General features: G+C 28.1%; 14 protein-coding genes and 1 riboswitch. Of the genes, 3 read left to right on the top strand and 11 right to left on the bottom strand.

The window, feature by feature from the left end:
• Nucleotides 1–126: 126 nt before the first annotated feature.
• From ACTG47_RS02730 to ACTG47_RS02700, 7 genes are all read right to left on the bottom strand, one after another.
• Nucleotides 127–1,521 carry a HAMP domain-containing sensor histidine kinase gene (locus ACTG47_RS02730; protein WP_479926008.1) on the bottom strand — a complete coding sequence of 465 codons (1,395 nt, stop codon included), beginning with the start codon at nucleotides 1,519–1,521 and terminating at the stop codon, nucleotides 127–129.
• Nucleotides 1,514–2,161, bottom strand: a complete 648-nt coding sequence (locus tag ACTG47_RS02725) for a response regulator transcription factor (RefSeq protein ID WP_479926007.1) — start codon at nucleotides 2,159–2,161, stop codon at nucleotides 1,514–1,516. Before ACTG47_RS02725 ends, ACTG47_RS02730 begins: the two co-directional genes overlap by 8 nt.
• A gap of 357 nt (nucleotides 2,162–2,518) precedes the next feature.
• Nucleotides 2,519–3,358: a PTS system mannose/fructose/sorbose family transporter subunit IID gene (locus ACTG47_RS02720; RefSeq protein WP_479926006.1), complete on the bottom strand. Its 840-nt coding sequence runs from the start codon at nucleotides 3,356–3,358 to the stop codon at nucleotides 2,519–2,521.
• A 23-nt stretch (nucleotides 3,359–3,381) separates the two neighbouring features.
• Complete coding sequence (locus tag ACTG47_RS02715; RefSeq protein ID WP_169468394.1) at nucleotides 3,382–4,140, bottom strand: PTS sugar transporter subunit IIC; 759 nt, start codon at nucleotides 4,138–4,140, stop codon at nucleotides 3,382–3,384.
• A gap of 46 nt (nucleotides 4,141–4,186) precedes the next feature.
• Nucleotides 4,187–4,660, bottom strand: coding sequence for a PTS sugar transporter subunit IIB (locus ACTG47_RS02710; protein ID WP_479926005.1), 474 nt, complete (start codon nucleotides 4,658–4,660; stop codon nucleotides 4,187–4,189).
• Nucleotides 4,661–4,683: 23 nt separating this feature from the next.
• A complete protein-coding gene (locus ACTG47_RS02705) occupies nucleotides 4,684–5,091 on the bottom strand; it encodes a PTS sugar transporter subunit IIA (RefSeq protein WP_479926004.1) in 408 nt (135 codons plus the stop codon).
• Nucleotides 5,092–5,158: 67 nt separating this feature from the next.
• Nucleotides 5,159–6,217 carry a galactitol-1-phosphate 5-dehydrogenase gene (locus ACTG47_RS02700; protein WP_479926003.1) on the bottom strand — a complete coding sequence of 353 codons (1,059 nt, stop codon included), beginning with the start codon at nucleotides 6,215–6,217 and terminating at the stop codon, nucleotides 5,159–5,161.
• Between the two features lie 392 nt (nucleotides 6,218–6,609).
• Here ACTG47_RS02700 and ACTG47_RS02695 point away from each other — a divergent pair, with 392 nt between their 5' ends.
• The gene (locus ACTG47_RS02695) at nucleotides 6,610–7,290 is read left to right on the top strand and encodes a phosphoribosylaminoimidazolesuccinocarboxamide synthase (RefSeq protein ID WP_169468386.1); all 681 of its coding nucleotides are present in this window, start codon (nucleotides 6,610–6,612) and stop codon (nucleotides 7,288–7,290) included.
• A gap of 139 nt (nucleotides 7,291–7,429) precedes the next feature.
• On the opposite strand, the gene sugE is transcribed toward ACTG47_RS02695, so the two are convergent.
• A complete protein-coding gene (gene sugE / locus ACTG47_RS02690; protein WP_479926002.1) occupies nucleotides 7,430–7,750 on the bottom strand; it encodes a quaternary ammonium compound efflux SMR transporter SugE in 321 nt (106 codons plus the stop codon).
• Between the two features lie 67 nt (nucleotides 7,751–7,817).
• Nucleotides 7,818–7,923, bottom strand: a riboswitch (guanidine-I (ykkC/yxkD leader).
• A 205-nt stretch (nucleotides 7,924–8,128) separates the two neighbouring features.
• Between sugE and ACTG47_RS02685 the strand changes: the two genes are divergently transcribed.
• Nucleotides 8,129–8,956 (top strand): carbon-nitrogen hydrolase family protein, encoded by an 828-nt coding sequence (locus tag ACTG47_RS02685; protein WP_479926001.1) that lies wholly within the window; start codon nucleotides 8,129–8,131, stop codon nucleotides 8,954–8,956.
• Between the two features lie 162 nt (nucleotides 8,957–9,118).
• Here ACTG47_RS02685 and ACTG47_RS02680 read toward each other — a convergent pair whose 3' ends face one another.
• Both ACTG47_RS02680 and ACTG47_RS02675 read right to left on the bottom strand, forming a co-directional pair.
• Nucleotides 9,119–9,295: a 4Fe-4S binding protein gene (locus ACTG47_RS02680; RefSeq protein WP_169468380.1), complete on the bottom strand. Its 177-nt coding sequence runs from the start codon at nucleotides 9,293–9,295 to the stop codon at nucleotides 9,119–9,121.
• A 28-nt stretch (nucleotides 9,296–9,323) separates the two neighbouring features.
• A complete protein-coding gene (locus ACTG47_RS02675; protein WP_169468378.1) occupies nucleotides 9,324–9,695 on the bottom strand; it encodes a pyridoxamine 5'-phosphate oxidase family protein in 372 nt (123 codons plus the stop codon).
• Nucleotides 9,696–9,937: 242 nt separating this feature from the next.
• Between ACTG47_RS02675 and ACTG47_RS02670 the strand changes: the two genes are divergently transcribed.
• Nucleotides 9,938–10,441: an Rrf2 family transcriptional regulator gene (locus ACTG47_RS02670; protein ID WP_479926000.1), complete on the top strand. Its 504-nt coding sequence runs from the start codon at nucleotides 9,938–9,940 to the stop codon at nucleotides 10,439–10,441.
• Nucleotides 10,442–10,632: 191 nt separating this feature from the next.
• Here ACTG47_RS02670 and ACTG47_RS02665 read toward each other — a convergent pair whose 3' ends face one another.
• The gene (locus ACTG47_RS02665) at nucleotides 10,633–11,415 is read right to left on the bottom strand and encodes an EFR1 family ferrodoxin (protein WP_479925999.1); all 783 of its coding nucleotides are present in this window, start codon (nucleotides 11,413–11,415) and stop codon (nucleotides 10,633–10,635) included.
• Between the last annotated feature and the right edge of the window lie 521 nt (nucleotides 11,416–11,936).

Below are 11,936 nucleotides of genomic sequence, written 5' to 3'. Positions count from 1 at the left end.
TACTTTTTTTACAAATAAATTTTATTATTTATAATTGTAATTATATCTTATAAAACCAATTTTTTCCATATGAAAAATAAATAATTATGATATTTTTTTAATTATTCTTTATATTTATATTTTAATTTAAATTACTTTTATAAAGATAATATAAAATTCTATCATTCCATCACAAATTTCAACCCTGTATCCAAAATTATTTTCTTCAAGTATAGTTCTCACTATAGTAAGGCCAAGACCTGTTCCAGAAAGTTCTTTACTTCTCGACTTCTCTAAAACATAAAAAGGCTTCCATATATTCTCTATATCATCTTCCATATCATAATCTATACCATTTTTTATAGATAATACAACATTCTCATTCTCTTCAAAAAGATTAATCTCTATTTCATTATTGCTAGTATACTTTATCGCATTACTAATCAAATTATTAAATATCATATCTATACTATCTTTATCTGAGCTTATTACAAAACCTCTATCATCTATACTACATTTAACATTTATACTACCTCTATTAATCAAAAGCTCATAGTTTTTTAAACTTTTATATAATCTTTCCTTTAAGTCTACTGGATGCAAATTAACTTCTCTCTTCTCATATTTCGCCCAGTATAAAAGAGTATTTATTGTATTAGCCATATTTTCTGCCTGCTCAATTATTGTATCAGTATAAGTACCATCATCTAAGCCATCTTTCATCCCTATAGCATATGCTTTTATAAGTGCTATTGGAGTTTTCATTTCATGAGATGCATCTGATATAAAAGACTTTAGATTCTTATTTCTCTTATTTAATTCATTATGCGCCTTCTCAAGCTTGACACTCATTATGTTTATGCTATAAGCTAATTCTTCGATTTCATCATTAGTTTTTATAGATTCAGTTCTAAAATTTAATTCAGATATATCTTTAGATAGAAGCTTTAGCTTTTCCATAGGTCTTATAATTCTATTTGATAAGATAAATATAAGTATAGTTATTATGATTACCGAAAAAACTCCCATAATTATATTAAATCTATTTACAATACTAATAGTTTCTTCAGAATGTTCTATAGGTATAGATATAGCAAACAAGTAATTATCTTTCTTTATAAATTTTACAAGTAAACTATATTTGGTTTTACCCTGATTATATATTTTATTTATGCTTTTATTATCAAGGTTCTTTAAGCTATCTTTTTCAATCCAAAATTTATTTAAACTTAAACCTTTCTTCCAAAATGCATTTAATAAATCATTATTTATTTTATCTATATTGCCTTTATCCTTGTAATCTTTATCTAATTTTATATATACAATATCTGTATTATTTTTTTCTTCAATTGAATCAATATCTGATTTTAATTTGTTTATGTCTTTATATTTGATTTCATCTGCTATATCATCCAATACATTTCTTTTCTCATGTAAATAATATCTATGAATAAACATACTATTTATAGCTATCGACATCACATATACAACTAAAACTACTATTGATATGCTTATGGACAATTTTTTGTTTAGTTTAGTCATTAAAATCCTCCAGACTATACCCTAATCCCCTATAAGTTTTTATTATCTCTTCTCCTATCTTGGCTCTTAACCGTCTTACATGAGTGTCTACTGTTCTAAAATCTCCATCATAATCCAAGCCCCACACTAAATCTAAAAGTTTTTCTCTAGATAAAACAATCCCCTTATTATTGATTAAACAATGCATTAATTCTAATTCCTTTTTAGTCAACAGTATTTCATTGCCACTTTTAAAAACTTTATTTGAACCAAAATCTATTTTTAAGTCTTTAATATTAATTGTATTCTTATAATTTACTAATTTCTTAGCTCTTATTATTAAAACTCTAGGGTCAAATGGTTTCTTTATGTATTCATCTGCTCCTATATTAAGTGCTTCTATCTCATCTTCACTCTGACTTTTGGCAGTCAACATAAGCACTTTTGTGTTACTATTTTCCTTTATTTCTTTGCAGACCTCTATTCCATCAATTACTGGCATCATCCAGTCTAATATCGCTAAATCTATCCTATTCTCATAAAAAACATCTAAAGCTTCTTCCCCATTTTTTGCAGTAAATACATTGAAGTTTTCTTTTTTAAAATATGCACAAAGTATCTTAAGCATACTAATTTCATCATCAGCAATTAATATATTCATCTATCCACATCCCTAAAATTTATTATTATATTTCATATTATATCCATTGCTTCAATTATATAAAATATATGTTACAAGAAGTTTACAATTATTTATAATATATTAATTACTATAATTGCCATCTTTTTGAATCAACTTAAAACTTCATATACAAATAAAAAAAGTATCTCAGAAAGATTAAAAATCTTTCTGAGATACTTTTTAAAAGATTATGATACTCCACATAACTTGTATAACCTTAAAAATTAATCTATTATAAATTTAATTTATCCTAATTACTATACTTTTTACTACTATATTATAAGTTTAATCAATCTATCTATAATCCTCTTTGACACATACAGCATATACATTTATTTAAAATAATCCCACAATACCCGTAATAGCTCCCACTACTATTAATATAAACATTATTTTTATTGGAGAAAGACCTTTCTTTAAGGCAAAAAGTACTAATAATGTAAGTACTAAAGGAATTAATCCTGGAAATATCTTATCAAGTAAATCCGTTTGAAGGCTAAACTTAAAATCTCCACTAGTATAACTTATCGGTGTAGATAAATTAATAAATCTACCTACAAGCCCTCCCATAACTAAAGTACCTAGTATAGAAGCACCTTCTATAACCTTATTGACTATTCCACCTTGAAGTATACTTTCAACAGCTTTTTTGCCGTACTTATATCCATTTGTCCACATTCCATAAGAAATTGAAGTCATTATTACATATTGAGCTATTACAAATAATATAGGTCCTGCAATTGATGCTCCACCCTCAGTTAAACCAATACAAACAGCTAGTACTATTGGTGTTATTACTCCTTGAGTTAAAGTATCACCAATACCTGCTAATGGACCCATCAAGCCTGTTTTTATTGCATTCATACCATCTCCACTTATCTCATCTGCACCATTAGCCTTTTCTTCTTCCATTGCTATTGTTATTCCATGTATAACACATCCACATATAGGCTCTGTATTAAAAAACGCCAAATGAGTTTCAACTTCTTGTTTTAACTCTTCTTTATCTGGATATAGTTTTTTAAGTACTGGTAATATTGAATGTGAAAATGCTGTTGATTGTAATCTTTCATAATTATAATTAGACTGTGCAAAGAAAAACCATCTTAACCATGATTTTATTACATCTTTCTTGCTTAACGTTTTCTTAGTCACTTCACTTTTTACATCTGACATAATATTTTCCCCCTCTCATATATTTAAGATGTAGCACTATCTTTTCCGTACTTGATTGAAGTAATTGTAAGAGCAAGTATTACCCCAATAACAGATATTACTATTATATCTACTTTAAAATAAACAGCCATCAATATTCCTAATATGAAAAAAGGCATAGTAAATTTATTTCCAATCAATTTTAAGTTCATAGCAATTCCAAGTGCTGGTAACATAGCTCCAATCACATTAAATACATGAAGTACATTCTCATTCATTACTTCCAACATCCCATCTATGGCATTTGGTCCAAAATAAACAACTAATAATGCAGGTATAAAACTCATTGCAAATAATAGTATTTGCGGAGGGACTATGTTTATAAATGCTACTTTGTCAACATTCCCCTTTTGAACTTCCTTATCAGCCCAATGTGCAAAAAAAGAGTTTACTGTCATCTTTCCAATCCAAAGTACAGTTGCGACAGTACCTAATGGAACTGCTATTGCCATTGCAGTACTTACATCTAGTTTAGATGCTATAGCTAAAGCAGTCCCCACATATCCTGCAAAAGCTGGGTCCCCCATTTGAGCCCCCCCTGCTGATATAAATCCTAAGTATATCATATTTATACCTGCTCCTATAATTGCACCTTGAACAGGGTCCCCTAATATAATTCCTGTTACAAATCCAGCTAACAAAGGTCTATTCCATGTAAAAAATCCAACATAGGTCAACCATGGACTCCAAGAAAGATAATAAAAAATTGCTATTAATACTGCTTGAATTAATGAAATTTGCATAGACTTCCTCCTTATTTACTTCTAAAGATTCACAAGATAGTATTTTTTATAATAACGTTCCTACATCGATTTTTTTTGCATCTGGTACTATTTGTATAAAACATCTAATATTCTTTGATATTAGTTCTTTAAATATTTCTTTTTCTTCATCTGACACAGATATATTTTTATAAAAGCTTCTTCTTCCAAGTCCAGCTCCCATACCTCCAACATTTAACTCTTTTAAATCTACTCCATTATTCACTAGACCCAAAACAGTTTTGGGATATTTAACTAAAACTATTAAATTTTCATCCCCATTATATGATTTTAATACCTCAGCACCTGATTCCACGTCATGTACCTCAACCTTAACAGTTGATGGTGCTGCCATTTGTAAAACTTGAACTATGAATGGGTCTTTTACAACTAAATCATCTACTATTACTATCCTTTTTGCTGATGTAATCTTACACCAAGCAGTAATAACCTGACCATGTATTAATCTATCATCAATTCTTGTTAATGCTATATTACTCATAATAATTCCTCCAGATTTTTATTTTATATATTTAAAACTGCTTTCACATCTTTAATCCCTGATATCCCAACTTCTTCACATAAATTTTTCAACTCTTTTAGCTTCATATTTTCTCTGTTTAAAAACAATTCTAAAAGCATAGGTAAATTTACACCTGTTAAACATTCCAATTCACATACTTTAGCAAATTTATTTATTACAATAGCAGATGTATTAAATGGAGTTCCACCATAAAAATCAAGCAATAATAAAACACCTTCATCCTTATATTTTTCAATTCTATTTTCTAATTTTTTACTAAACTCATCTATACTGTCACCATGGTTTAATCCTAAAGTTTCCACCTTTTCCTGTTTCCCTACTATTAATTCAGCACTTTCTAACATTGCTTTAGCCATATTTCCATGTGCAGCTATAACTATTCCTGCCATATGAATCATACCTTTCTTAACTAAACTTTTTTATATAGATTATAAATTGCTATTTTAATACTCTAATCTAATTAGCCACATTAACCATTATCTTACCAAAGAAAATATCTCTTTTGTATATTTTTTCAAAATAAGATGGTACTTCATCCAAGTTTATTCTATGTGTTACTAATTTTTCAACATTCATATCCCCTTTCTTCATGTGATATAACCCAGCACTCCATTCTTTTCCTGGAAATGGGAATGAATTTCCAAACCAAGTTCCTTTTACAGTCAATTCACTTCGTACTATCTTCTCAAATTGTTCTCTAGTCAAAGCTACATCTCCATATGGTACACCTGCATACAACACTGTCCCTCCCTTTTTGGCTAACAACAACACTTGACCACATGTCATTGGAGTTCCTGCTGATTCGATAACAACATCTGCACCAGTCTCATTCGTTAAATTTTTTACTTCCTCTATAAGATTCTTATCTTTTGCATTTATACAGATATCCGCTCCTAACTCTTTTGCCAGTTCTAATTTCTCATCAAATACGTCCACAGCTATTATTTTTGTAGAACCAAATATCTTTGCCCATTGTATTGAAAACAATCCTATTGGTCCTGTTCCAAGTACTACAACAGTATCTCCAACTTTAGTCTCTGACCTAAAAAGGCCATGTCCTGCTATACATACTGGTTCCAATGCAGCAGCTGTCTCATAACTTATTTCATTTGGTATTTTTATTAAATTTCTTTCTTTTAACTTCGTATACTCAGCAAAACATCCTCCAAGTTCTTTATTTCCTATTATTGATACATTATTGCATCTTGAATATAATCCTTTTTTACATTCATCACATTCAAAGCATGGCATAGCTGGACAAACAGCAACTCTATCCCCTATTTTAAAATTTTTTACTTCTGAACCAATTTGTGCTACTTCTCCAGAGAATTCATGACCTAAAATTTCTCCTACCATATGTGGACCTGTCTTTGAATACTTTGATATATCAGAACCACATATGCCAGCCACTTTTACCTTAACTATTACATCATCATTTTCTAATATTTTTGGTGCCTCTACATCCTCCACTCTTGTGTCTCTTATACCATAGAATCTAACTGACTTCACTACCATTCACCCCTATTATTTATTTTATTTAAATATAAATTCATATTCTATATGTTAAATATATAAAGCAATTCTCATGCCAATATATGTAAATACTGTTTTCATGCGATTTACTAGATTATCATTAAATGTGTGTCAAAGTGTGTCAATTCTTTTTCATATGAAAGCTTATGTGTGTCAATATAAATGACACTTACTTTCTATACTAGGTCTTATATCATGAAATCTATAAAATGTACTTTTTTTATTATTTTTACAAAAATGTTCGGAAATTTTCCTTCTATTTGTGATATAATATTAAATATAAGGTATCAACATAAATCTTCATGCGAATATCAGAACTTTTTTGACACTAATGCCTTATTCAATATAATAATTTAACTTTTTGGAGGTTGTTTATGAAAAAAGTGTATCAAGGAAAAACTAAAGATGTTTTTGAACTAGATAATGGAAATTACTTATTAAAATTTAAGGACGATGTAACTGGTAAAGATGGCGTATTTGATCCAGGTGAAAATAGTGTAGGCCTAAGTATAGATGGAATTGGTAGAGCTAATTTAGAAACATCTGTTAAATTCTTCGAAATTCTAAACAATGCTGGAATTAAAACTCATTATGTAGGTGCTAATTTAGAAGAAGCATCTATGGAAGTTCTACCAGCAAAAGTTTTTGGGAATGGATTAGAGGTTATTTGTCGTTATAGAGCTGTTGGTAGTTTCTTACGTCGTTATGGTTCATGTGTTGAAGAAGGAGCTAAACTAGATTGTTATGTAGAAGCAACTTTAAAAGATGATGACCGTTGTGACCCACTTATAACATCTGAAGGTTTAGAAGCTTTAAATATTATGACTCAAGCTCAATTTGATTCAATGAAAAGTATGACTCAAAAAATTTCTAATATAGTTCGTGATACTATAGCTGAAAAAGGACTTGAACTTTATGATATCAAATTTGAATTTGGATTCTACAATGATGAAGTAATATTAATAGATGAAATAGCATCTGGAAATATGCGTGTTTATAAAGATGGTGTAATAGTTGACCCTATGGATTTAACTGCTCTTTTATTAGCAAAATAATACATAGTATATACATATAATTTTCAAATATAATAAACTTATAAAAAAGAAAAGCTATGAAGTAAAGACTTGTTAAATGTAATTATCTTAAAACATTTAGAGAATCTTTACTTTCATAGCTTATTTAAATTAATTTATTCTAATTAGTAGACAACAACTTTAAGCCTACAATCCCCACAACAATAAGACCTATACATGCAATTCTAGCTATACTGATAGGTTCATTTAATATAGCAATCCCTACAATAGCTGTACCAACTGTACCAATCCCAGTCCATATAGCATATGAAGTTCCAAGTGGAAGATGTTTAAGTGCTAATGATAAAAAATAAAAACTTACAATCATCCCAACAATAGTAAGTATGCTTGGAGTTAATTTAGAAAATCCATGCGAATTTTTTAGTTGAAAAGCCCAAAAAACTTCAAACAAACCTGCAATAAATAAAAATAACCATTTCATAAAATCATCCCTCTTTTCAAATATCTCTTTTTTTACCAATAAAATAACCTGAGAAATATTTTAAAATATCTCCCAGGTTTTTATCCTTCCGTGTTCACAACAAAACTATGCTGTGGGTTTTATCTCGGACCAGACCAATCATTAATAATTGCGGAACCCTATAAAACTCTATTGATTATTCTATTGTATTTATATAATACTATCAACATATCTAAAAAAAGTCAATATATGGATATATCTCATAATTATAATACTATCTATGTATTTCTTTAAATATACTTATTTACTCTATCTATACCCCTTTGTAAGAATCTAAGAATATCTAATTTTTATTTAATATGTTATAATAACATAAAAATATTGAAAGGAGTAATTTCTATGAATTCCTATAAAATTGCAGTATGTCAGATGATGACTACAGAAAATAAAATTGAAAATATCAATCATGCTGTAGAAATGGTAACAGAAGCTGCCATCAATGGAGCTAAAATTGTGATTTTGCCAGAAATGTTTAACTGTCCATATGAAAATAAATATTTTCCTAAATTTGCTGAAGAATATCCAGGTGAAACAACAACGATATTGAGTAAATTAGCTGAAAAACATGAAATTTATCTAGTCTCTGGTAGTATACCTGAATTAGAAGATGGAAAAATCTATAATACTTGCTATGTATTTGATAAAAGTGGAACTCTAATTGGAAAACATCGTAAAATGCACTTGTTTGATATTGAAGTTACAGGAAAGGTTAGCTTTAAAGAATCAGATACTCTTACTGCAGGAAATGATGTTACTGTAATAGATACTGAATATGGAAAAGTTGGTATAGCTATTTGTTATGATATCCGATTCCCTGAATTATCACGTTTAATGGCACTTAAAGGTGCTGAAATCGTTATCTTACCTGCCGCATTTAATATGACTACTGGTCCTGCTCATTGGGAGTTATCTATAAGAATGCGTGCTTTAGATAATCAGATATTCTATGTTGGTGCTGCACCTGCTAGAAATAAAAATGCTTCCTACATAGCTTTTGGTAATTCAAGAATTTCAGACCCTTGGGGAAAAATCATTGCTCAGGCTGACGAAAAGGAATGTATTATTTATGCTGATATTGATAGAGATTTAATTCCTGACATAAGACAACAATTACCATTGCTTAAACATAGAAGAACAGACTTATATGAACTTAACACTTTAAAATAATAAAAATAAGAGATAAAGCTATTGCAAGAACAAATTAAATCTGCTCTGCAATAGCTCCCTCTGATTGTACTCTAACAAATGCTACCATTCTCACCATATTTAATAGTTTTGCCTTAGCAAATAAATCATTTTATTGTTAACTCTATTTACTTTATGAAATTTCTATTGATTTGGAGATATACATTTTTTAGGGCATATAAGTTGACAAGCTCCACAGTCAACACATACAGATTCGTTGATTATTCTTTTTTCTTCCAATTTTGTTATACATCCAACCTTACATACTCTCTCGCAAGAGCCACAACCTATGCAATTAGATTGATTAATTCTTCTCGGCATAATTCTCTCCTTAAGTTCAAAATATATTTTATAAAGTTTGTTTACAAGACTCAACTGTAATTTCTAATACTCTTGTTAAAAAAGGGAATTTATCTGCCATCATTTTAAAATTACTTCCTTCTTTTAAGAATCTAGCTTTTCCTTCAAGTAAAAATCCTGTCCCCATGTATCTATATCCCATTACTTCATGACTACCAATAGTTAATTTAACTTTAGAGTTGATATTGATATTTTCTTCTGTTTTAATCATAGCAGCTGCTGGAATTAAAATTTTATTTTCGTCAGCAAGAACTATATAACTATTCCAAGTGTTAGATACATGAGCCTCGCTATTGTTATAAGTTACTATGGAAACTACACCTTCATTATTTAATACTTCAAAAAATTTTTCTGTAAACATTTTATATTTCCTCCTGTATATTAAAAATAATTTTTAAATTGATAAATATTTAAAAGATATATCAAAGATATTTATTATCGTCGATAAATATTGTCTTTAATTATAATATAATAGTTTTTATACTATGTCAATGATAAAAATTATATTATTTTATAAAATTCGATATTAAGGTAATGGGTTGAATGATAATTAATAATAATGTATCATTAAAGATATTATTTTAGAGAAGGAGTTTTGTTGTAATGAAGTTTTCAATAGGAGTAGAATATGCACTACATTGTTTATTATATATGGTAAATTTAGAAGAAGGTAAATCTGTTGGAATTAGAGATTTGGCAACATTTCAAGGAATATCAGAGACTTATCTATCAAAAATATATGCCAAATTAAGTAAATCAGGAATCGTTAAATCTGTTCCAGGAGTTAAGGGTGGGTATGCATTAGCTCGCAATGCAAAAGATATAACATTTTGGGATGTTATTGAAGCAGTAGAAGGAAAAGAATCATTCTTCCAATGTGCAGAAATTAGACAAAATAACATATTATTAGATAAAGAAAATTTACCAGATACACATACTAAGTGTCCTTGTTTAATAAAAGTAGTAATGCTAGAAGCAGAGAATGAAATGAAAAAGTACTTGAATAATAAGACCTTATCATGGTTATATAATCAAGTATATAATAACATACTTCCTAAAGATATGGAAAAAGCTACAATAGAATGGTTTAAAAATACTGAAAAATAATTTATTAGAGAGGTTACACACTAGAAAATATCACTACACCATTTTTATAGTATGTAACTTCTCTCTTGATTACTAAGTTATCCGCTAATAAATATAAATATTTTCATTTACCTTATAGGTTTTTTTGCATGCTGACTACTTTAGCTACTAACTCACGGCTAGAATCATGAGTGCGCATAGCTATTTTTTAATCAAATATCCTTAATATTCTCTTTCATCATATCTTCCAGCTTTACATTCGGATTATGATATCTTTTCCTATTTTTAGTTACATCTTTCCATTGAATTGCTTGCTTAGGACACCAATGCACACATGCTAGACAATGTTCACAATTATGTAAAAATCTTGGTCTTCCCTCTTCAATATCAATATTATTTACAGGGCATACTTTCGAACAAATACCACATTCTACACAAGTATCTTCAACAGAAAAATAACTATCTTGGTTTGTACAAGATGAAATATATTTTTGATACAACTTTTTATATATAAAATTGGTTTTACCAATTTTATTACTTTTCTTATTTAAAATATCCTCTGACACTTTATTAACTTTAAGTTCTGCTTTACTAAGTAAATTGCTAATTTTTTTATCTTCTTTTATATTGTACTCACAAATATAATTAGAAACCATTTGTATACTTGAACCTAAGTTTAATTCGTACCCCTTCTCTCTCAATAAAACATCGACATCAGGAAGTGAACCTCCACTTATAAACCCTCCACAAGTTACTACAGCAAAAATATATGGATTATTGCTTTTAATGTTTAAATTTGATATAAATTTAGAAACAAGATTGGGTAATCCCCAAAAAAATAATGGAAATACAAACCCTATTGTATCACTGTTACAATCTAAATCAGTATCATCACATATTCTAACTATTTCTGCATCAATTTTGTTTGATATAATTTCTGCTGCACTCAAGCTATTTCCTGTTGATGTAAAATAGTAAATAACCTTATCTTTCATAACTTCTCCTCCTAAAATCTCTTTGAAAAATAAATTACTTTTTTACTTAACATATCTATTCTAATGAGATTCTTCTATTTAAATTATCAAAAACTTATATCTAATATCATGTTATAATACTTTATTGGTTGTTATTATAGTACCTAAATAAAGATTATTTTTTGTGGACACTTGCTCTTTTTAGTTTATTTGGCTTTATTATTTCTCTTATTTATCATAACTACATAAAATAAAATTAGTTGGTATATCAATTATATTTTAATCAAATATAAAAAGCAATAATAATTGATATATCAACTAATTAATGTATATTAATTCATTTTTATAATTTATCTGATTTTTAATTAATCTGCTTATTTAGTTAAATCTTTTCCTTTCTATACATCTATCTTTCATTTAGAATTCCCAACAATCATATGCTTGATTTATTTAATATATCAAAATATACTAACTTTAATGATTAAGTTCTAACATATACCTAAAGATTTGAGAATTTATTGAGATTTTTATACTAAGATAAA

It is taken from the genome of Clostridioides sp. LIBA-6622, from assembly GCF_056716095.1.
Note: the sequence above shows the minus strand (reverse complement) of the source record. Positions and strands in the feature narration are given on the sequence as shown.

Coding starts and splice junctions, on each gene's coding strand:
- ACTG47_RS02730 (WP_479926008.1), bottom strand. CDS start 1,521: ATGACTAAACTAAACAAAAAATTGTCCATAAGCATATCAATAGTAGTT.
- ACTG47_RS02725 (WP_479926007.1), bottom strand. CDS start 2,161: ATGAATATATTAATTGCTGATGATGAAATTAGTATGCTTAAGATACTT.
- ACTG47_RS02720 (WP_479926006.1), bottom strand. CDS start 3,358: ATGTCAGATGTAAAAAGTGAAGTGACTAAGAAAACGTTAAGCAAGAAA.
- ACTG47_RS02715 (WP_169468394.1), bottom strand. CDS start 4,140: ATGCAAATTTCATTAATTCAAGCAGTATTAATAGCAATTTTTTATTAT.
- ACTG47_RS02710 (WP_479926005.1), bottom strand. CDS start 4,660: ATGAGTAATATAGCATTAACAAGAATTGATGATAGATTAATACATGGT.
- ACTG47_RS02705 (WP_479926004.1), bottom strand. CDS start 5,091: ATGGCAGGAATAGTTATAGCTGCACATGGAAATATGGCTAAAGCAATG.
- ACTG47_RS02700 (WP_479926003.1), bottom strand. CDS start 6,217: ATGGTAGTGAAGTCAGTTAGATTCTATGGTATAAGAGACACAAGAGTG.
- ACTG47_RS02695 (WP_169468386.1), top strand. CDS start 6,610: ATGAAAAAAGTGTATCAAGGAAAAACTAAAGATGTTTTTGAACTAGAT.
- sugE (WP_479926002.1), bottom strand. CDS start 7,750: ATGAAATGGTTATTTTTATTTATTGCAGGTTTGTTTGAAGTTTTTTGG.
- ACTG47_RS02685 (WP_479926001.1), top strand. CDS start 8,129: ATGAATTCCTATAAAATTGCAGTATGTCAGATGATGACTACAGAAAAT.
- ACTG47_RS02680 (WP_169468380.1), bottom strand. CDS start 9,295: ATGCCGAGAAGAATTAATCAATCTAATTGCATAGGTTGTGGCTCTTGC.
- ACTG47_RS02675 (WP_169468378.1), bottom strand. CDS start 9,695: ATGTTTACAGAAAAATTTTTTGAAGTATTAAATAATGAAGGTGTAGTT.
- ACTG47_RS02670 (WP_479926000.1), top strand. CDS start 9,938: ATGAAGTTTTCAATAGGAGTAGAATATGCACTACATTGTTTATTATAT.
- ACTG47_RS02665 (WP_479925999.1), bottom strand. CDS start 11,415: ATGAAAGATAAGGTTATTTACTATTTTACATCAACAGGAAATAGCTTG.